General features: G+C 51.3%; 20 protein-coding genes and 1 tRNA gene. 19 read left to right on the top strand and 2 right to left on the bottom strand.

What is annotated here, in order from left to right; all coding sequences use genetic code 11:
• Positions 1 to 7: 7 nt before the first annotated feature.
• The 7 genes from accD (at position 8) to ACR02O_RS14455 (ending at position 7,017) form a co-directional block, all read left to right on the top strand.
• Positions 8 to 946, top strand: a complete 939-nt coding sequence (gene accD, locus ACR02O_RS14485; protein WP_494521911.1) for an acetyl-CoA carboxylase, carboxyltransferase subunit beta — start codon at positions 8 to 10, stop codon at positions 944 to 946.
• 11 nt (positions 947 to 957) lie between these two features.
• The gene (folC, locus tag ACR02O_RS14480; RefSeq protein WP_458137546.1) at positions 958 to 2,223 is read left to right on the top strand and encodes a bifunctional tetrahydrofolate synthase/dihydrofolate synthase; all 1,266 of its coding nucleotides are present in this window, start codon (positions 958 to 960) and stop codon (positions 2,221 to 2,223) included.
• Between the two features lie 11 nt (positions 2,224 to 2,234).
• Positions 2,235 to 3,068 carry an SPOR domain-containing protein gene (locus ACR02O_RS14475; RefSeq protein WP_458137545.1) on the top strand — a complete coding sequence of 278 codons (834 nt, stop codon included), beginning with the start codon at positions 2,235 to 2,237 and terminating at the stop codon, positions 3,066 to 3,068.
• A gap of 42 nt (positions 3,069 to 3,110) precedes the next feature.
• A complete protein-coding gene (locus ACR02O_RS14470) occupies positions 3,111 to 3,629 on the top strand; it encodes a CvpA family protein (protein ID WP_171695309.1) in 519 nt (172 codons plus the stop codon).
• 12 nt (positions 3,630 to 3,641) lie between these two features.
• Complete coding sequence (purF, locus tag ACR02O_RS14465) at positions 3,642 to 5,150, top strand: amidophosphoribosyltransferase (protein WP_033158650.1); 1,509 nt, start codon at positions 3,642 to 3,644, stop codon at positions 5,148 to 5,150.
• Positions 5,151 to 5,161: 11 nt separating this feature from the next.
• Positions 5,162 to 6,352 carry an O-succinylhomoserine sulfhydrylase gene (locus ACR02O_RS14460; RefSeq protein ID WP_033158649.1) on the top strand — a complete coding sequence of 397 codons (1,191 nt, stop codon included), beginning with the start codon at positions 5,162 to 5,164 and terminating at the stop codon, positions 6,350 to 6,352.
• 86 nt (positions 6,353 to 6,438) lie between these two features.
• Positions 6,439 to 7,017, top strand: coding sequence for a PilZ domain-containing protein (locus ACR02O_RS14455; RefSeq protein ID WP_033158648.1), 579 nt, complete (start codon positions 6,439 to 6,441; stop codon positions 7,015 to 7,017).
• Between the two features lie 150 nt (positions 7,018 to 7,167).
• On the opposite strand, the gene grxC is transcribed toward ACR02O_RS14455, so the two are convergent.
• Together grxC and ACR02O_RS14445 are read right to left on the bottom strand one after the other, a co-directional pair.
• Positions 7,168 to 7,422 carry a glutaredoxin 3 gene (gene grxC / locus ACR02O_RS14450; RefSeq protein ID WP_033158647.1) on the bottom strand — a complete coding sequence of 85 codons (255 nt, stop codon included), beginning with the start codon at positions 7,420 to 7,422 and terminating at the stop codon, positions 7,168 to 7,170.
• Between the two features lie 59 nt (positions 7,423 to 7,481).
• On the bottom strand, positions 7,482 to 8,123 hold the full coding sequence (locus ACR02O_RS14445; protein ID WP_494521910.1) for a class II aldolase/adducin family protein: 642 nt from the start codon (positions 8,121 to 8,123) through the stop codon (positions 7,482 to 7,484).
• Positions 8,124 to 8,165: 42 nt separating this feature from the next.
• On the opposite strand from ACR02O_RS14445, the gene ACR02O_RS14440 reads away from it, so the two are divergent.
• From ACR02O_RS14440 to ACR02O_RS14385, 12 genes are all read left to right on the top strand, one after another.
• Positions 8,166 to 11,537 carry a mechanosensitive ion channel domain-containing protein gene (locus ACR02O_RS14440; protein ID WP_494521909.1) on the top strand — a complete coding sequence of 1,124 codons (3,372 nt, stop codon included), beginning with the start codon at positions 8,166 to 8,168 and terminating at the stop codon, positions 11,535 to 11,537.
• Between the two features lie 84 nt (positions 11,538 to 11,621).
• Positions 11,622 to 12,080 (top strand): transcriptional regulator NrdR, encoded by a 459-nt coding sequence (gene nrdR, locus ACR02O_RS14435; protein ID WP_064037024.1) that lies wholly within the window; start codon positions 11,622 to 11,624, stop codon positions 12,078 to 12,080.
• Positions 12,070 to 13,161 (top strand): bifunctional diaminohydroxyphosphoribosylaminopyrimidine deaminase/5-amino-6-(5-phosphoribosylamino)uracil reductase RibD, encoded by a 1,092-nt coding sequence (gene ribD, locus ACR02O_RS14430; protein ID WP_415878173.1) that lies wholly within the window; start codon positions 12,070 to 12,072, stop codon positions 13,159 to 13,161. Before nrdR ends, ribD begins: the two co-directional genes overlap by 11 nt.
• A gap of 22 nt (positions 13,162 to 13,183) precedes the next feature.
• On the top strand, positions 13,184 to 13,426 hold the full coding sequence (locus ACR02O_RS14425) for a hypothetical protein (protein ID WP_205454290.1): 243 nt from the start codon (positions 13,184 to 13,186) through the stop codon (positions 13,424 to 13,426).
• Positions 13,427 to 13,462: 36 nt separating this feature from the next.
• A complete protein-coding gene (locus ACR02O_RS14420) occupies positions 13,463 to 14,119 on the top strand; it encodes a riboflavin synthase (RefSeq protein ID WP_415878172.1) in 657 nt (218 codons plus the stop codon).
• Positions 14,116 to 15,228 carry a bifunctional 3,4-dihydroxy-2-butanone-4-phosphate synthase/GTP cyclohydrolase II gene (gene ribBA / locus ACR02O_RS14415; protein WP_415878171.1) on the top strand — a complete coding sequence of 371 codons (1,113 nt, stop codon included), beginning with the start codon at positions 14,116 to 14,118 and terminating at the stop codon, positions 15,226 to 15,228. The genes ACR02O_RS14420 and ribBA overlap by 4 nt, the downstream gene beginning before the upstream one ends.
• 62 nt (positions 15,229 to 15,290) lie before the next feature.
• Positions 15,291 to 15,767, top strand: coding sequence for a 6,7-dimethyl-8-ribityllumazine synthase (ribH, locus tag ACR02O_RS14410; protein ID WP_033158641.1), 477 nt, complete (start codon positions 15,291 to 15,293; stop codon positions 15,765 to 15,767).
• Positions 15,767 to 16,210 (top strand): transcription antitermination factor NusB, encoded by a 444-nt coding sequence (nusB, locus tag ACR02O_RS14405; RefSeq protein ID WP_415878170.1) that lies wholly within the window; start codon positions 15,767 to 15,769, stop codon positions 16,208 to 16,210. Before ribH ends, nusB begins: the two co-directional genes overlap by 1 nt.
• Entirely contained in the window at positions 16,210 to 17,142 is a 933-nt protein-coding gene (thiL, locus tag ACR02O_RS14400) for a thiamine-phosphate kinase (RefSeq protein ID WP_494521908.1), read from the top strand. Before nusB ends, thiL begins: the two co-directional genes overlap by 1 nt.
• The gene (locus ACR02O_RS14395) at positions 17,126 to 17,638 is read left to right on the top strand and encodes a phosphatidylglycerophosphatase A family protein (protein ID WP_445369199.1); all 513 of its coding nucleotides are present in this window, start codon (positions 17,126 to 17,128) and stop codon (positions 17,636 to 17,638) included. The genes thiL and ACR02O_RS14395 overlap by 17 nt, the downstream gene beginning before the upstream one ends.
• Before the next feature lie 176 nt (positions 17,639 to 17,814).
• Positions 17,815 to 18,645, top strand: a complete 831-nt coding sequence (locus ACR02O_RS14390; protein ID WP_494521907.1) for a hypothetical protein — start codon at positions 17,815 to 17,817, stop codon at positions 18,643 to 18,645.
• A gap of 119 nt (positions 18,646 to 18,764) precedes the next feature.
• Positions 18,765 to 18,841, top strand: a tRNA-Met gene (locus ACR02O_RS14385).
• The last annotated feature ends 107 nt before the right edge of the window (positions 18,842 to 18,948 follow it).

The raw sequence follows: 18,948 nt of genomic DNA, 5'->3' as shown, positions 1-18,948 counted from the left end.
ACACCGAATGAGTTGGTTTGAAAAACTGGTTCCCTCTGCCATCAGAACCGAATCCTCGCAGAAGAAAACCACCGTGCCGGAAGGCTTGTGGAATAAATGTCCGCGTTGCGATGCGATTTTGTTTAACGCCGAGCTGGAGAAAAACTTAAGCGTTTGCCCAAAATGCGATCACCATTTACGCATTTCGGCGCGTAAACGCTTGAATATGTTTTTGGATGAAGACGGCCGTCAAGAAATCGGTGCTGGATTAAAACCGAGCGATCCTTTGAAATTTAAGGACAGCAAGCGCTATAAAGACCGGATTAGTCAGGCGCAAAAACAAAGCAACGAAAACGATGCGTTGGTAGTGATGAAGGGCACGCTAAAAGGTGTCGGTATCGTTGCGGCGGCGTTTGATTTTGGTTTCATGGGCGGCTCAATGGGTTCGGTGGTTGGCGAGCGTTTTGTGCGTGGCGTCAACGAAAGTTTGCGTTTGGGTGTGCCGTTCATCGTCTTTACTGCCAGTGGCGGTGCCAGAATGCAGGAGTCTTTGTTCTCGCTGTTTCAAATGACCAAAACCAGCGCGGCCCTAACCAAACTGGCCGAAGCCGGGATTCCGTATATTTCTTTCATGACCGACCCCACCATGGGCGGTGTGTCCGCCAGTTTGGCGATGTTGGGCGATATTAACGTCGCAGAGCCGGATGCCTTGATCGGCTTTGCCGGACCGCGAGTCATCGAGCAAACGGTGCGGGAAAAATTGCCGGAAGGCTTCCAACGTAGCGAATTCCTGCAGGAACATGGTGCCATAGACATGATCGTTGATCGCCGCGAGATGCGCGATAAAATAGCCAGCATCCTGGCTATTATGTGCGCCGGCAGCAGCGCCGACGTGGTCGGAGTGATTGCCACCAGCGAGCCATTAAGCAATCAGGGTGAGAGCGATAATCTGCAGTATCAGGAATAAATACGGTCGAAATGACACGTTTTGATTCGCTGCAAGCCTGGTTGAATTGGCAGGAAAAACTACATCCTCGGCCTATCGATTTAGGGTTGGGAAGAGTTGCAGGCGTATATCGGCAGCTTAATCCCGAACAAAAAAAACCGCTAACCATCACCGTTGCCGGTACCAACGGCAAGGGTTCCTGCGTGGCGTTTCTGGAAGCGATCTATCGGGCCGCGGGCTACCGGGTTGGCGCTTACACATCGCCGCATATTTTGCGCTATAACGAACGCATTCGTATTGATGGTGTGCCGGTCGAGGATGCCTTGATTTGCGATGCTTTTACCCGCATTGATGCGGCGCGCGGCGAGACCAGTTTGAGCTATTTCGAGTTTGGCACGTTGGCAGCCTTGGGTATTTTCGCCGAGGCAGATCTGGATATTCAGTTACTGGAAGTCGGTTTAGGCGGCAGACTTGATGCGGTGAATATTATTGACCCCGATGCAGCGATTGTGACGACGATAGCACTTGATCATGTGGATTGGCTGGGGCATACCGAAGAAGCCATCGGTCGGGAAAAAGCCGGCATTTTTAGAGCCGGTGTGGCGGCTATAATCGGCGATGCGCAAGCGCCACGCTCAGTAGTCGAAGTAGCCGAGCAAGTCGGAGCCATTGCGCTGCAAATGGACAGCGAATTCAGTTATCAAAAACAACGCGATAGCTGGGAATGGCGCTCTGCGGATAAGCAAATAGATCGCTTGCCGGCGCCGGCGTTTAAGGGCGAACACCAATATCGAAATGCTTCCGCGGCGATTATGGCTATAAACACCCTACAGCCTCAATTAGCGGTCAGTGACGATGCAATTCGGCAAGGATTGGAAAGTGCCCGGCTATCAGGACGTTTCCAGTTGATTGCCGGCGCGCCGCGCATTTTGCTTGACGTGGGGCACAACCCGCAGGCTGTGCAGACATTGATCAACTATTTGTCTGAATACTTCCCCGAGATCAGAATACATGCAGTTTTTGCGATGATGCGGGATAAAGATATTGCCGGCGTATTGAACATGATGCGCGACAAAGTGGCTACGTGGTATTTAGCGCCACTTGCTAATCCTCGCGCTGCAACTCCGGATATGTTAGAAACCATTTTTCAGCAACAAGGCCTGGATAATGTCCGTAGCGGTTTTACCGATTTTACCGAGGCATTTCAAGCCGCCCGGCAAAATACCGGACAGGACGACTTGCTTTTGATTTTTGGTTCTTTTTTTCTAGTATCCGAATATTTATCGAAATTTTCATAGAGGTGATCAGAATGGATCAAGAGTTAAAGCAGCGATTGATTGGTGCGGCGGTCATTACCGCGTTGGCGGCGATTTTCGTACCGATGTTATTTGACGACCCGATAGACGAAACAGGCAAAAGCATCAATGAATTGAAAATTCCCGAGCTGCCTGCCAAGGCTCAAGATGTGGAAATCATGCCTCTGCCGGAAAAAGTTGAAGAGGTAGCGGAAACTCTGCCGGCCGAGACTGTGCCCAAACAAACGATGAAAGTGCTGGAAGAAGGCGAATCGGAAGCCGAGTTGGAAGCGCCCAAGCCGCAAGTTAAATTGACTGCCAAAGAGACCGCGCCGGCGCCACGGAGTCTGCCGGCCGCCAAACCCGCTGCGCCATCGGCGGCGGTCGCGCAAGTCGATGAAGAACCTGCTGAAGCGGAAGATGTGCCGCCGGCAGTCCTCACTAAACCGAGCAAATCGCCTGTGCCTGCCGTCCAGCCTTTACAAGCGGTGAGCCCAACACCGAAAGTGCTTAAACCGGTTAACAAATTACCAGAACCAAAAGCAGAGGTAGCGGCAGTTCCGGCTCCTGCACAGGTGGCTACACCGGCCAGCAAAGCGGCAGCAGCCGAGGATAGCAATCGCTGGTATTTGCAAGTGGGTACCTTCAGTCAAAAACCAAACGCAATCAGTTTGCAGGATAATCTGAAGCAACAAGGTTTCGCCGCATCGGTCAGAGAGGTAGCCAGCGATAAAGGTACTGTGTTTAAAGTACGCATAGGGCCTATCGTCGATAAAGCCAAGGCTCAGGCGGTGAAGGCCAAATTGGCACAAATTAACGTCAACAGTTTTGTTTCGGCGGACGAATAGCCCTTTGCCAACGTCGTTTTGTTTGATTTAGCCGGCTAGACCATGTTGGATTTTGTACCCTGGGCCAAGTTGCTGTGGGTGGATTACGTCGTCATCTCCATTATCTTGATTTCGGCGATAATGGGCCTACTGCGAGGATTTGTTAAAGAAGCGTTTGCTTTGGTGCTTTGGATAGTGGCGGTATGGGTGGCAACGCAGTACTGCCGCGATGTTTCGGTATTGTTGCAATCGACCATCAGCTATCCTTCGGCCAGAATCGCCGCCGCGTTCGCGTTGCTTTTTTTCGCCACCTTAATTTTGGGTAGTTTAATCAGTTTTTTGCTGAGTCAGCTTATCGAGAAGACCGGCTTGACCGGTAGTGATCGTCTGCTGGGTATGTTATTCGGTATTGCCCGCGGGGCGGTACTGGTTTCCTTGTTGGTGATGCTGGCCGGGCTAACGCCGTTGCCGGAAGATCCCTGGTGGAAACAATCCCTTCTCATTCCTCCGTTCCAAGCCTTGGCGATGTGGTTGAAAACCCACATGCCGACCGGTTTGGCGGATTACATCCATTATCGATAACTTGGGTCTGCTATGTGTGGTATTGCCGCTATTGTTTCCAATCAAAGTGTTAATCAGGATTTATACGACGCCCTGACGGTACTTCAGCACCGGGGTCAGGATGCCGCCGGTATTGTCACGTGCGACGGTAGCCGTTTGCATTTGCGTAAGGATAACGGTTTGGCGCGGGATGTATTTTCCAGCAAGCAAATGATGAAGCTGAAAGGTAATATGGGCATAGCCCATGTGCGCTATCCGACCGCCGGTTGCACCAGTTCTGCGGAAGCCCAGCCTTTTTACGTGAACTCGCCGTTTGGTTTGACCTTGGCGCACAATGGCAACCTGACCAATACCGAAGAACTGAAATACCAGGTGTTCATGGATGACCAACGTCACATCAATACCGATTCAGATTCCGAAGTATTGTTGAACGTATTCGCGCATGAATTGGCGCAATTCGGCAAACTCAAACTAACCGTGGATGATGTGTTTCAAGCGGTTAGCGCGGTACATAAGCGGATTCGCGGCGCTTACGCGGTAGTGGTGATGATTGCCGGTTTCGGCGTATTGGGTTTCCGCGACCCGCACGGTATTCGCCCCATTGTGTTCGGCAAACGCAAAACCGAGGAGGGCACTGATTACATGATCGCTTCCGAAAGCGTGGCGCTGGACGTGTTGGATTTTCAATTGATACGCGACATTGAGCCGGGCGAGGCCGTGTTTATCGAAGCGGATGGTCAGTTACATACCCGGCAATGTACCGAATTAGTCGATCATTGCCCGTGTATTTTCGAATATGTGTATTTCGCCCGGCCGGATTCGATCATCGACAATATTTCGGTGTACAAAGCCAGAATGCGGATGGGCAGAAAACTGGCAGAAAAAATTCAACGGGAATGGCCGGACCACGACATCGACGTGGTGATTCCGATTCCGGATACCAGCCGTACCGCTGCGTCGCAGATTGCCCACGACCTGGGTGTGAAGTTTCGCGAAGGCTTTATGAAAAACCGCTATATCGGCCGGACCTTTATCATGCCCGGTCAAAAAATGCGAAAAAAATCGGTCAAGCAAAAGTTAAATGCCATTTCGCTGGAATTCGACGGTAAGAATGTATTGTTGGTAGACGATTCCATCGTGCGCGGCACGACTTCCGAGCAGATCATCCAGATGGCCCGCGATGCCGGTGCCAAGAAAGTATATTTTGCGTCTGCGGCGCCGCCGGTTCGTTATCCCAATGTCTATGGCATTGATATGCCTGCCGCGCATGAGTTAATAGCGCACGACCGTACCGAGGAGGAAATTTGCCAGGCCTTGGGCGCGGATAAGCTGATTTATCAAAGCTTGGACGATCTGATCGAAGCGGTCGGTAGAGGTAATCCGGACATCAAGCATTTCGATACCTCATGCTTCAGCCACGATTACATTACCGGCGATATCGACGATGCTTATCTGGCGCGCATCGAAGCCTTGCGCAATGACAATGCGCAAGAATTGCGCAACAGCAGCAGCTTTATCATAGAGATGCAGGTTGCAAAGTAACAGGACCCGAAATGAGTGAATTTGATTGGCAAGATTATGCCCCAGAAACTCAGGCCATCCGCACTGGGCACAAGCGTACTCACGAAGACGAACATAGCATTCCTATATTTGCAACCTCCAGCTATGTGTTCAAATCGGCTGAGGAAGCGGCGCTGCGCTTTACCGGAAAGCAACCCGGCAATATCTACTCGCGTTTCACCAATCCGACCGTCAGCGCGTTTCAAGAGCGTTTAGCGTATCTGGAAAAAGGCGAGCGCTGCCTGGCGTTTGCGTCGGGCATGGCCGCGATCATGGCGGTCGGCATGGCTCTGCTGAAGGCCGGCGACCATGTAGTCTGTTCGCGCAGTGTGTTTGGCAACACGGTACTGACTTTCCAAAATTATTTCGGCAAATTTGGCGTCGAGACCGATTTCGTCAGCTTGACCGATCCGGCGGCCTGGGAAGCGGCGATTAAGCCTAATACCCGGTTTTTGTTTCTGGAAACGCCTTCAAACCCGTTAATCGAAATCGCCGACATTCAGGCCATAGCCGATATAGCGCATCGGCATGGTGCGCTCCTGGTGGTTGATAACGTGTTCTGCACGCCGATCTTGCAACAGCCATTAACCTTCGGCGCCGATTTGGTGGTGCATTCCACGACCAAATACATTGACGGCCAAGGGCGTTGCGTCGGCGGTGCGGTGGTGGCTAATGAAGAATTGATCGAAAAATACGTGTATCCCTATCTGCGTACCGGCGGTGCGACGATGAGTCCGTTCAATGCCTGGGTGTTTCTGGGTGGACTGGAAACGCTGGCTTTGCGCATGAAAGCACACTGCGACAATGCTTTTGAACTGGCCAAATGGCTGGAGCAACAACCGGCCGTAGCCAAGGTGCATTACCCCGGATTGGAATCGCATGCCCAGCACGAGTTGGCTAAGCGCCAGCAGACGCATTTCGGCGCAGTGGTCAGTTTCGAATTGCAAGGTGGCAAAGATCATGCCTGGCAGCTGATTGATTCGACACGCATGTTGTCGATTACGGCGAATTTGGGCGATGTTAAAACCACCATCACTCACCCAGCGACCACTACACATGGCCGCTTGAGCCCGGAGGCCAGAGCCGAAGCGGGAATCAAAGACAGCTTGGTGAGAATTTCGGTGGGTTTGGAAAATGTCGATGACATCAAGGCCGATTTGCTTAACGGACTGACAAATTGTTGATGGTGCGGGTCGGTCAAGCCTGCTGTCGCGCCACGCAAATCCAAAATTAAGCTATCTTTGACCGACGTTATAGAGAGATTGCGATCATGTTTCAGGATAGAAAAGAGTACCGAAAAAACTTTAACGCGGAAGGCCAACTGTTTGTGGGTGGCGAAACCTTGCAACTGAATTGCTACGATGTGTCGCTGAAAGGCGCGATGGTCGAAGTCAGTCCTGGCGATTTGCTCACCACTATCCAGGATTTCGAAGCGTTGCTGAACGAAGACCGGCAAGCTGAAATATTTGTCGCCGAATTAATGTTGGCCGGCGAGGTGGATATTGTTTGGGTTAAAAGGGAACGCAACCGCATCATGATGGGCCTGGAGTTTCGGGATGTCGTGCATAACGCCCACAAACTTTGGCGCAAGCGGTGCGGTTACCGCAAACTCGAAGCGTTTAAAGCCGAATTGTTTATCGACAAGGAGCGCTTCAACGTGGAAGGTGTGAATCGTTCGGTACAGGGTATGTGCCTGAAATTAACCGGTCATCATTCCTGTATTAAGGTCAACGCTCCGGTTAAGTTGTTGGCTGCTGAACTGGGATTGAGCGCTTTGGGCAAAGTGGTTTGGGTCGAGAGCAACGAGCTGGTCACCCGCCTCGGTCTGCAACTGGTCATCGTTAAATAAAGTCAGGTTAACCCGCTTGCGCCGGTTCATTCGCTCTGGGGAGTTTTGGGTCAGACGTTAACGTGCACAATACGAATATGTATATCGCAGTTGGACTCATTTAGTTAGAAACGAGTCCAAAAATTCATGTCAAAACCCGTGCTGACCTGCTTAAGCGTTTAATAGCGGATCCAGTTCGTGGCTCATATCCAGCGCATGCAAATCATCAAACCCCCCAATATGCCGCTCACCGATATAGATTTGCGGTACCGTGCGACGTTTGGTTTTTTCCATCATTTGCTGGCGTAGTCCAGGTTCGGCATCCACATTGATTTCCGTATAGCCGACGCCTTTGCGATCAAAAAGTTTTTTTGCCATGGTGCAATACGGGCAGAGCTTCGCGGTGTAAATGATAATTTCCGGCATGAGAAAAAATTAATAAATGCTAATGAATGAAAGTATTCTAAAGCGACGGCTGCTTTTGCTCAATAGTCATGGCCTTTGGCGAGTTCCTCGATTAATAAGCAGGACGCTGCGGATAAGGTCGCGCCAAACGCCACAATCCCGTCAGCGTGACCAAGCATGCTGAATAATCCAGTTTGTTGCAGTCTACCTGAGGCAAATAACTCGGCAACGGCGTTGGCCATTTCCGGGGTGCCGTAGGGCACGTCTGCCGCAGTAAAAGCCAGATTCAGCCGGTCGGTCTGTAACCACAACTCCGGGCAGTGCACATGTATCACGGCACCAATCGCCGGGTGTTGACGATAAACGCTGGCGTGGGTGAGTGCTTCCGAGGACGGTTGAGATAAGCCGCGCGACTTGATGGTATTACGTTCCGGCGATGCGCTTTCGATCAGCGCATAGTGTTGCTTGTTAAGGACCGGCAAGTGTCCGGTTTGTGTGCCGGATATCAAAAACGCCTGACCACCGGGAGCCAAGCGTCGACTGATATTGCCAAATCCCAGCCCAGCGTATTTTTCGGCGATTTGCCCAATCAGCCGCAAGCGATAAAACAGGCTGCGCCAGGCGTTGAGTTCGCTGATATCAATGTCTGCCGCGAACTCGCCATGCTGATGATCAAGGCGATATTTAATAACACCTTCCAGTTCGCTCAATCCGTTTTCCATTCTTATAATGTGTTTTAAGATTTATTTTTATCCAGCCAACGCATGAAACCAAATTTTTTAAGACCCGGCTTTGCCTTTTGTTTGCTGTTTTTGTTGAACAGTTTAAACCTTGCCCACGCCGCAAATCAAAATACAGCGATTAAAGTGCTATCGCTTGCCGACATACAACAACGTATTCAGACCGTCAAAGACAAGCAAAATCTGCCTGAAGAACAAAAAAAACGGATTCTGGCCGCTTATCAGGAGAGCGAAGATAACCTCAATGAACTGGAGGCCCAGGATAAACAGGCTGAGTCGTTCAAGCAGGCATTAAACAGCTTGCCCCTAGAAGTGAAGCAATTGGCAAGACAAATAGCCGAGGCCGAAAGCAATTTGAAAACTCGTAAGCCGGAGAAGCTCACGATTTTTCCGACGGATGAGTTGGAGCAACGTCTGCTTATCGAAAAAACCCGGCTTAGCGATATGGATGCGGAGATCAGCCGTATCGAAGCCACGTTGGGCGAACTGAGCGGCCGCCCGCAATTGATCAGGGAAAAAGTATCCGAAATCAAAAGCAAGCAGGTTGCCAGTCAGCATGAACAACAAGTATTGGCGTCTGAGTCCGGCGATAATCTCTATCAAAAAGAAGCCAGACAGGTACAGTTGGATAGCCGGATTCGCTTGTTAAACAGCACGCTGAAAACGCTGGAGCTGGAAAATCTTAGCAATCCTCTGCAATTACAAACCAATAAAGATCGTGTCCATCTGTTGACCTTGCAGCGCGAGCAGCAGAGCTTGGTGATTGCCGACCTCGATAATTTCCTGCTTGAGCGGCGTCAGCAGGAAACCGACAAAGAACAGGCAGCATTATTGCAGGCCGAAAAGGACGCGGAGGGCAAACATCCGTTGATTCGGGCTGCCACGAAAGAGAACATGCAGTTCAACCGCAGTTTGCAGGAAATCAATAAAAACATGGAGCAATACTCGCTCCAAAAAAATGAAATAGACGTTCGATATAAGCAGCTGGAGAAAGATTTTCAGAGCGCCGAGCAAAAAATCAGCCTGGCGGGCTTAAGTCCTGCTTTGGGCAATTTACTGCGCGAACAGCGCCGTAACTTGCCGCAACGTAAACAATACGGCACCTTGAGTGAAGAGGTTCAAAACCAGATTGCCTTGACCAGTCTGGAAATGTTCAAGTTGGACGAGGCCAAAAAAAGTCTGGCCGATATTAACCAGGTGTTGCTGACGCGCATTGCCCAATTGCCGGCGGAGACGGACGAGTCGGAAAGGCTACGGGTGCGTACCGAGTTACGCATGTTGTTGAACGACCAGAAAGACCTGGTGGCAAGACTGGCGGGCGGGTATAACGACTACGGCCGGCTCTTGGGTGACGTTGATTTCAGTTTGCAGCAAATGTTGAGTATCGCCGATAAATTTAGCGGCTATCTGGATCAGCGTTTATTGTGGGTGCCTAGTGCGCCGGTTATCGACAAACATTATTTTCAGGAAATTTTTTCCTCATTGCTATGGTTCATGAGTCCGAGCAATTGGCTAGGTGTGGCGACGGCTTTTTGGGATGGCATCAACCATTTCCCGCTCCTGGTATTGGTGGGTTTGGGTATCGTAATACTACATTGGCGTTTCCGGGTTCGAATCAAGCAGCAACTCGCCGTGCTGTTAGCAAAAAAAGCCATCAATCATAATTTTGGCGATATTGTTTCCAGTCTGCTTTATCTGTTATTGATGTCTCTTTACGGGGCCTTGTTGATGGCCTGGATCGGTGGCGTGCTGATATTGAACGCGCGAGCCGATTTTTTCAGTCACTCGTTCGCCGCCGGTTTAATCGCTTCGGCCTTGTCATTGTGCCTGGTGCAGTTCTTCTATCGATTGTTTAGGCCGCGAGGTGTCGCGGATACCCTGTTCCATTGGTCTGATCACGCTATTTTGTTGTTGTACACGCAAATGAAGTGGGCCCGATTCATACTGGTGCCCTGCGTGTTTCTTATCTCAATGACCGGTAGTGATCTGTTCTCCGAACACAGTTATGCATTGGGCCGAACTGCTTTGATCGTGATGATGGCAACGATGGCCTATTTGTTTCACCGTCTGATGCACCCGCAGTCGGGATTGGCAAAGAACTGGTATTTGCAATCGGAAGGCTGGATTAGCCGCTTGCGCTATGTGTGGTACGCAATTGCGATTTTGGTACCCTTGGTAATCATCGGTTTTGGGGTGACGGGCTATTACCAAAGTGCGCTCGAACTGCAAGGTAAGTTGATAATGAGCTTGCGTTTGATCTTTCTCACCGTATTGTTCCAAGGCTTGTTATTGCGTTGGTTGCGCAATACCGAACGCAAGCTGGCGTTGAAGAATGCGGAAAAAAAACGCAAGCAGGTCGAGCAAGCCGCCGTTAGCAGCGCCAATCTGGAAGGGGGGTATCCTGTCGAGGAGCAGTTGCTGGATATTTCCAAAATTAATCAGCAAAGCCATAAGTTGTTGACCACGGTGGTCATGGTGATCATGTTGGTCGGTTTCTGGATGATCTGGAGCGATATTTTACCGGCTTTGACGGTATTCGATCAGGTGGTGCTGTGGCAGCATAGTGAAATGGTGGACGGCAAGGAAATATTAGCGCCCATTACCTTGATCAATCTATTGATTTGTTTAGTGTATAGCGGACTGGCTTTTATATTTGCCAGTAATTTTCCGGCTCTGGTCGATTTGATAACCGCCGGCAAGTTCGCGATGACCGCCGGTAGCCGTTACGCGCTGATTCAATTGGTGCGCTATTCACTGATTACCGTGGCCTTTCTGGCGATTGCCAACGAGCTTGGCGGTAGCTGGTCGCAAGTGCAGTGGCTGGTAGCTGCGCTGTCAGTAGGTTTAGGTTTTGGCTTGCAGGAGATTTTCGCGAACATGGTATCGGGTATTATTTTGCTGTTCGAACGGCCGATTCGGGTCGGAGACACCGTGACCGTCGGCGATGTCACGGGTCGGGTTAGCAAAATACAAATGAGGGCGACGCATATTGTCGATTGGGATAGAAAAGAGTTGGTAGTGCCGAATAAAACCTTTATTACCGACCGATTGATCAACTGGACGTTATCGGATACCGTCACCCGGGTGGTGGTGCCGGTCAGCGTGGCCTACGGCACCAGCGTGGAGATGGTCGAGGAAATTCTGGCTGATGCGGTAAAAAGCGTAGAGCAAGTGCTGAGCGATCCGGAACCGATGGTAATCTTTATTGGTTTTGGTGATAGCGCCCTACAGTTCAAAATTAACGTATTTGTCCGCGAACTCAGCGATAGGACGGTGGTTACCCATCGTCTGCACACGAAAATTTACGAAGCCTTGCTGGCCCATCATATTGAGATACCGTATCCCCAGCGCGACGTGCATATCCGTTCAGTAGCAAAAGGGATATTGAACGAATGAGGCGCGGTTTATTAGCCGATTTCAATATAAAGCCATTCTGTAATAAAATGGCCGCCCTTTGAACCTGGCTTTGGCTCTTTAACTATGCGTTGTCCGTTTTGCTCAGCACAAGATACTCGGGTAATCGATACCCGCTTGGCCGACGACGGCGATCAAGTCAAACGCCGTCGCGAATGCGTGGCCTGCAAAGAGCGGTTTACCACCTTTGAAGTGGTTGAATTGACCTTGCCGCGTATCATCAAACGCAACGGCGCCCGGCAAAGCTTCGACGAAGCCAAACTGCGAGCCGGCATGCAGCGAGCTCTGGAAAAGCGCCCGGTACAAGTAGACGCTGTCGAGGCAGCACTTAGCCGGATCAAGAAAGCCCTGACGGCAAAAGGCGAGCGCGAGATTCCGGCTCGCGAATTGGGTGAATTGGTGATGCAAGAATTGCAAACACTCGATCATGTCGCTTTCGTGCGTTTCGCCTCGGTGTATCGCAGCTTCCAGGATGTCTCCGAATTCACCGCGATGATCGAAAATCTGCAAAAGCATGACGCCTAGCCAAGACGCGGCCTATATGGCGCGAGCCGTCAAATTGGCGCAGAACGGTAAATACACGACCGACCCCAATCCGCATGTCGGCTGTGTGTTGGTCAAGGACGAAAAGGTGATTGCCGAGGGTTGGACACAACGCGCCGGCTTTGCCCATGCCGAAGTCGATGCGCTGGCCAAAACAGACAACGCCAAAGGCTCGACAGCTTATGTGACGCTGGAGCCTTGCAGCCATCATGGTAAAACCGGCCCGTGCTGCGAGGCATTAATCGCTGCCGGCATCCGTCGAGTCGTCGTGGCGATGCAGGACCCCAATCCTCTGGTGGCTGGCCGCGGTTTGCAAAAACTCCGCGAAGCCGGCATTGAGGTGCTAGTCGGCGTCTTGCAGCAAGAAGCCGAAAAGCTAAACCAAGGCTTTTTTAAACGTATGCGGCAGGGTTTGCCGTGGATACGCAGCAAGCTGGCCATGAGCTTAGACGGTCGCACCGCGCTGGCCTCCGGAGAGAGTCAATGGATTACGTCCGTCCACGCCAGGCAAGACGTGCAGATCTGGCGGGCGGCCAGCAGCGCGATTGTCACCGGCATTGATACGGTGCTGTACGACGATCCGCAATTGAATGCGCGTGTGGATTTCGATGCTGTGCAGCCGGTCAAAGTGGTGCTGGATTCGCAATTACGCATGCCTTTATCCGCCAGGCTGTTGGACAATGCGGTAGACGTCTGGATCATGACCTGTAGTGACGACGCGCTAAAACAGCAGAAATTACGCGATGTGGGCTGCAAAGTCTTTCAAGTCGATGCGCGGAATGGTCGCGTAGACTTAGCGCAGGTTTTTAAGTTGCTCGCCGAGTTACAAATCAACACGGTTTGGGTGGAGGCCGGGGCCACACTGAACGGTGCGCTGCTCGATAGTGGGCTGATCGATGAATGGTTGATTTACATGGCGCCCTGTGTATTGGGCGATCAAGCGCGCGGCCTGTTCACTCTGTCGGGCATATTGACCATGCAGGATAAAAAATGCCTGCGCCTGCTAGAAGCCCGGCAAATTGGACCGGATTTGAGATTGCGCTATCAAGCAAAAACTGATTGAAACGATGAAAAGTATTGTTGTAATGACATTGTTAATTAGCCTGCTGCCTGCTTGGGCGACGGCGGATGAGGACGATAAACCGGAAACCAGCACCTTGCAGATTCAAGGCGGCAAAGTGATCGGCGAAAAGCACGAAATCGAAGTCTACGATTATCATAGCGGCACCTATCAAACCTTTGATGTTTATCGTAAGCCGGCCAAGTCGCCAAACAAAGACACGGCCCCCCAAACCCCAAAGCCATCCACCGAGACCGCTCCGCGCTGATCGTAACGGACATTTTTACTTTTTTGAGTGATAACCATGTTTACCGGGATTATTTTAGCCATCGGCAAAATCAAGGCCATCCAGCCTAAAGGCGGCGATTGCCGGTTGATTATCGATACCGGCAAGCTGTCGCTGCGCGAATGCGCCTTGGGCGACAGCATCGCGGTAAATGGTGTTTGCCTGACCGCCGTGGAGTTGGGCGAACATTATTTTTGCGCCGACGTCTCCAATGAGACCTTGTCGCGTACCACTTTAAAGACCGCAAGTACCGGTACGCCGGTGAATCTGGAGTTGGCGATGACACCTTCCAGTCGGTTGGGCGGGCATATTGTCAGTGGTCATGTCGATGGTATTGGTAAAGTGGTCGAGAAACAGGCGGACGGCCGCTCGATCCGTTTTAAATTTAAGGCGCCGGACACGCTGGCCAAATACATCGCCGAAAAAGGCTCGATTTGCATTAACGGCATCAGCCTGACTGTCAACACAGTCGATGGCGCTTATTTTTCCGTGAATATCGTGCCGCATACCTTACAAGAAACCACCTTGGGTCAAACCGAAGCCGGCAGCGAGGTAAATCTGGAAGTCGATTTGCTGGCCCGCTACTTGGAACGTCTGATGCAAGGGGAGGCCGCTGCTTACAGTCAAGGCGGCGTCACCGAGGCCTTATTACAAAACGCAGGCTTTATTAAATGAATAGCATAGAAGAAATCATAGCCGACCTTCGTCAAGGCAAGATGGTCATCATCATGGACGACGAAGATCGGGAAAACGAAGGGGATTTGTTGATGGCGGCGGCCTTTGCCCGGCCCGAAGATATTAATTTTATGGCTAAATACGGCCGCGGCCTGATTTGTCTGACCTTGACCCGCGAACGCTGTCAACAGTTGCGTTTACCTTTGATGGTCAGCGACAACAATACGCCATATACCACCAATTTCACCGTGTCGATTGAAGCCGCTACAGGCGTGACCACCGGTATTTCCGCCGCCGACCGCGCGTTGACCGTGCAGGCGGCGGTAGCAAAAAACGCCCAGCCGAGTGATCTGGTGCAACCGGGGCATATTTTCCCGTTGATGGCACAAGCCGGCGGCGTACTGAATCGGGCCGGTCACACGGAAGCCGGGTGCGATCTGGCCAGATTGGCGGGCGTGGAACCGGCGGCAGTGATTGTGGAAATTCTGAACGACGACGGTTCGATGGCACGGCGGCCGGATTTGGAAGTCTTCGCCGAACAGCACAATCTGAAAATCGGCACGATTGCCGATTTGATTCACTACCGTATCAAACACGAAAACACCCTGGAGCGGATCAGCGAATGCGTTTATCCCACCGAATTCGGCGATTTCAGATTGTATGCCTACCAGGATTGTAACGACGACAATGTGCACCTAGCCTTAGTGATGGGCGATGTGGCTGGCGACGAACCGGTGCTGGTGCGGGTTCATGCTCGCAACCTGATCGACGATTTATTGTTTTCCAAACGCAGCGATTGCAGTTTGCCGGTGCGGGAAGCCTTGAAAAATATCGCCGAAGCCAGGCGCGGGGTTTTGGTGATCATTCGCCAAAAAGAAAACAACAAGGATTTGGTGGAACTGATACATGCCTATCAAATGCAGGATCATGGCGTCAAAAACAGTCAGGATTTAAGTGCCGATTCGGATTGGCGCACCACGGGAGCCGGCTCACGTATCTTGTCGGATTTGGGCGTGCGGCGCCTGAAGGTGATGGGGGCTCAGAAAAAATACATCGGTTTGTCCGGCTTCGATTTGGAAGTCGTCGAACATATCGATTCAACGCATTAAGGCAGGGTCGATTCATTCGACACGTTTTACAGCATTTTAATCATTCAACAACAGGTAAACACATGGCAGCAGTCACTACTCTGGAAGGCAACTTTTCCGCGCAAGGCGGCAAGTTTTGCCTCGTTTCTTCACGTTTCAACAGCTTTATCGTCGAACAATTGGAAGGTGGTGCGATCGATGCCTTGGTGCGCCATGGCGCGGATAAAAACGACATCACTCTGGTCAAGGCGCCGGGTGCTTTCGAATTGCCGATGGTGGTGCAACGTATTGCGGCTACCAAAAAATACGATGCGATTATCGCTTTGGGTGCAGTCATTCGCGGCGGTACACCGCATTTTGAATATGTAGCCGGCGAATGCGTGAAAGGTATCGCTCAAGTGGCCTTGCAATACGATGTGCCGGTGGCATTTGGGGTATTAACCGTGGACAGCATCGAACAGGCTATCGAACGTGCCGGCACTAAAGCGGGAAACAAGGGAGCGGAAGCTGCCTTGTCGGCGATCGAAATGGTCAGTCTGTTCAACAACCTGGGTCGTTAATGAGTCAAGCAAAAACCAATGCCAGAAAGTGCGCGGTACAGGCGCTGTATCAATGGCAAATGTCCGGCGAGAGCCTGATCCGTATCGAAACGTATTTTCTGGAAGAAGAGCATCTGAAAGGCGCGCAAAAAACCTATTTCAGCGAATTGTTTCATGGTGTACCGAAACAATTGGCTGTGATCGACGCGGCCCTGGCCGAATTTGTCGATAGGCCGGTGGAAAAAATCGATCCGGTGGAGCGGGCGATTCTGCGCATCGGCGCTTACGAACTGATGAACCGCTTGGAAACGCCGTATAAAGTCATCATCAACGAAGGCGTCAATCTGGCTAAGGATTTCGGCGCCGACGGCAGTCATAAATATGTCAACGGCATTCTAGATAAAGTCGCACAGAAACAGCGTGCCGTCGAGATTGCCGCCAAGCAGGCGAAAAACCATAACTAATGGCGGTCGCCGAATTCGATCTGATCCGCCGCTATTTTGCGGTGCATGCTCCTAGGCATCCGTTCAATCAATTGGGCATAGGCGATGACTGCGGGTTACTGAACCTGCCGGCCGGCCATCAATTGGCGGTCACCGCCGATACGATGGTCGAGAATGTGCATTTCTTTGCAGATGCCGATCCTGAATTGCTGGGGCATAAATTACTGGCGGTGAATCTTAGTGATTTGGCGGCCATGGGTGCCGAGCCTTTCGCGGTCACCTTGGCTTTGACTTTGCCTAAAGTCGATGAAAGCTGGCTGCAAGCGTTCTCGCGAGGTTTTATCAATCTGGCTCGTCAGCACAATGTCGATCTGATTGGCGGCGACACCACGTCCGGACCGTTGACTTTGACGGTGCAGGCGATGGGCGCGGTGCCGCAGGGTAGGGCGCTATTGCGTTCCGGTGCCCAGGTTGGCGATTTGGTATACGTTACCGGTCAGCTTGGTAATGCCGGCTTGGGGTTAAAAATTAAACAGGGTTATGTCTGCGCAGATCCGGAGTTGGCTTTGCGTTGCTTTAATCAACCAAAACCGCGAGTGTCGGAAGGTTTGGCGCTGCGCGGTATCGCTAATGCCTGTATCGATATTTCTGACGGATTAGCCGCCGATTTGGGACACATTTTGCAGCAAAGCGGCGTCGGCGCGTGTTTGCAATGGGACAACTTGCCGCTATCCGCCTCAGTGGCAGAGTTCATCAATCACAGCGGCGATTGGCGTATGCCCTTGATTGCCGGAGACGATTACGAATTGTGTTTTACGGTGCCGGCAGATTGTTCTCATGCATTACCGGCGGCTACTTGCGTGGGGATTATCGAAGCCGAGCCGGGTTTGCGGATGCGTAAGGCTGGGCGCGTGGAGGCATTCGAGGTGAAGGGTTTTGAGCATTTTTCTTAGAGAGCATTACGGCAACGCACGTTTGACTGCGTTACAAATCGTCAAAGATCCCACCTTGTTTCTGGCGTTTGGTTTCGGTTCTGGGTTGGCTAAGAAAATGCCCGGCACGATGGGCACGCTCGCCGCGATTCCGTTATACCTTGCATTGCTGCAAACCAATGAGTGGATTTATCTGTCGGTTACGCTGATCAGCGTTTGCATCGGCATTTGGATTTGCGGTCAAGCCGCTAAAAAATTGGAAGTCCATGACTTCGGCGGTATTGTTTGGGATGAAGTCGCCGGATTTTTGATTACGATGATCGGCGTGAGCTATTCCTGGCAGAGTCTATTGGCCGGTTTTGTCCTGTTCCGCTTGTTCGACATCGTCAAGCCTTGGCCGATCAAATGGCTTGATAAGCACGTGCATGGTGGTTTCGGCATTATGCTGGACGACGTGGTGGCAGGGGTTTTTGCCGGCTTGATTATGCACTTCTGGTTTGATTTTCCGGCGAACTGAGTGAGCGTTGTTTTCGTTCAACAAGCCAGTGGTTTTGGGGCATTGTTCTCATTTGACCCATGATAATTCATGCGACTAAAATCCATGCCGGTTTGGGGGATTAGTTGCGTGCAGCGAATGCCGCAAATATTAAGCTTCCAACCTAATAACTATACAAACAATTAGGAGGACTTTTTATGAATACAAGATTGTTATTCGCTGCTTCACTTCTGATGCTGACCAGCGCTGGCGCGGCAATCGCCGATAAAGATAACAATAAAGGGGTGGGGCAGGCCTGTAGGGGCTTGCCCAATCACGCCACATTGAAAGCAGCACTTGACGATGCAGTGAGTGCGGAGGAAAGCGGGCTTAATTTGCATATGTGGGCCACTTTAGTCAACCGTGACGGCGTGGTTTGTGCCGTAGCGTTTTCCGGCACCCATCGGGGGGCACAGTGGCCGGCCAGTCGAGTTATCTCGGCGCAAAAAGCCAATACCGCCAATTCGCTGAGTCTCGATTCTTCCTCAGATTCCGCGGGTTCCGGCAAATCTAATGGTTTGGCGTTATCGACAGCGAATTTATATTCAGCCGTGCAACCTGGTGGTAGTTTGTTCGGGCTTCAAGAGAGCAATCCCGTTGAAACGGGCGCTGCTTACGGCGGAAACCCAGGCTTAAACGGTACTCCTCAAGATCCTATGGTAGGTTCGAAAATTGGTGGCGTTAATGTATTCGGTGGTGGCCTGGGCTTGTACTCAGTCGGAAAAACGCTGGTCGGTGGCGTCGGTTTAAGCGGCGACACCTCTTGTGCCGATCATAATATAGCTTGGAGAGTCAGACATAATCTGGGGCTTGACCACATTGTCGGCGTCGGGGGAGTGAGTGGCGACGCACAGCGTCCTGATAATATCATTTACGACATTGCCGCCAATCCGAACGGAGGTACCGGAATTAGTGCAGGAGGTTTCGGCCATCCCACTTGTTTAAATACCGATCTGAATACAGCGGATTTGCCTGCCGGCCAACCTTAATCATCCGCTTTAAAAGCAACGGCAAGCAGATAAGGAACTTATCTGGTGACATTATTTAACAAATAGCATGTTTATTGCTTGCTAAATAATTTAAGGTCTGTATAATAAGCCAAATCAATCGCGGGGTGGAGCAGCTTGGTAGCTCGTCGGGCTCATAACCCGAAGGTCGTAGGTTCAAATCCTGCCCCCGCTACCAGACAAATCGAAGGCTTAGGTTTAACGACCTAGGCCTTTTTTGTTGCCTGTAAGTTTCTGGTAAGCGGATAGTAAGCGAATTTATGGAATACAAATCAGCGCCATTTG

The organism is Methylomonas sp. PHL2-19, from assembly GCF_059331595.1.
Note: the sequence above shows the minus strand (reverse complement) of the source record. Positions and strands in the feature narration are given on the sequence as shown.

What these genes read in the sequence shown, in the direction of transcription:
- ACR02O_RS14420 (WP_415878172.1), top strand. Translation starts at nt 13,463, where the DNA reads ATGTTTACCGGGATTATTTTAGCCATCGGCAAAATCAAGGCCATCCAG.
- ribH (WP_033158641.1), top strand. Translation starts at nt 15,291, where the DNA reads ATGGCAGCAGTCACTACTCTGGAAGGCAACTTTTCCGCGCAAGGCGGC.
- nusB (WP_415878170.1), top strand. Translation starts at nt 15,767, where the DNA reads ATGAGTCAAGCAAAAACCAATGCCAGAAAGTGCGCGGTACAGGCGCTG.
- grxC (WP_033158647.1), bottom strand. Translation starts at nt 7,422, where the DNA reads ATGCCGGAAATTATCATTTACACCGCGAAGCTCTGCCCGTATTGCACC.
- ACR02O_RS14390 (WP_494521907.1), top strand. Translation starts at nt 17,815, where the DNA reads ATGAATACAAGATTGTTATTCGCTGCTTCACTTCTGATGCTGACCAGC.
- ACR02O_RS14455 (WP_033158648.1), top strand. Translation starts at nt 6,439, where the DNA reads ATGTTTCAGGATAGAAAAGAGTACCGAAAAAACTTTAACGCGGAAGGC.
- ACR02O_RS14445 (WP_494521910.1), bottom strand. Translation starts at nt 8,123, where the DNA reads ATGGAAAACGGATTGAGCGAACTGGAAGGTGTTATTAAATATCGCCTT.
- nrdR (WP_064037024.1), top strand. Translation starts at nt 11,622, where the DNA reads ATGCGTTGTCCGTTTTGCTCAGCACAAGATACTCGGGTAATCGATACC.
- ACR02O_RS14460 (WP_033158649.1), top strand. Translation starts at nt 5,162, where the DNA reads ATGAGTGAATTTGATTGGCAAGATTATGCCCCAGAAACTCAGGCCATC.
- ACR02O_RS14440 (WP_494521909.1), top strand. Translation starts at nt 8,166, where the DNA reads ATGAAACCAAATTTTTTAAGACCCGGCTTTGCCTTTTGTTTGCTGTTT.
- ACR02O_RS14475 (WP_458137545.1), top strand. Translation starts at nt 2,235, where the DNA reads ATGGATCAAGAGTTAAAGCAGCGATTGATTGGTGCGGCGGTCATTACC.
- ACR02O_RS14470 (WP_171695309.1), top strand. Translation starts at nt 3,111, where the DNA reads ATGTTGGATTTTGTACCCTGGGCCAAGTTGCTGTGGGTGGATTACGTC.
- folC (WP_458137546.1), top strand. Translation starts at nt 958, where the DNA reads ATGACACGTTTTGATTCGCTGCAAGCCTGGTTGAATTGGCAGGAAAAA.
- purF (WP_033158650.1), top strand. Translation starts at nt 3,642, where the DNA reads ATGTGTGGTATTGCCGCTATTGTTTCCAATCAAAGTGTTAATCAGGAT.
- accD (WP_494521911.1), top strand. Translation starts at nt 8, where the DNA reads ATGAGTTGGTTTGAAAAACTGGTTCCCTCTGCCATCAGAACCGAATCC.
- ribD (WP_415878173.1), top strand. Translation starts at nt 12,070, where the DNA reads ATGACGCCTAGCCAAGACGCGGCCTATATGGCGCGAGCCGTCAAATTG.
- ribBA (WP_415878171.1), top strand. Translation starts at nt 14,116, where the DNA reads ATGAATAGCATAGAAGAAATCATAGCCGACCTTCGTCAAGGCAAGATG.
- thiL (WP_494521908.1), top strand. Translation starts at nt 16,210, where the DNA reads ATGGCGGTCGCCGAATTCGATCTGATCCGCCGCTATTTTGCGGTGCAT.
- ACR02O_RS14425 (WP_205454290.1), top strand. Translation starts at nt 13,184, where the DNA reads ATGACATTGTTAATTAGCCTGCTGCCTGCTTGGGCGACGGCGGATGAG.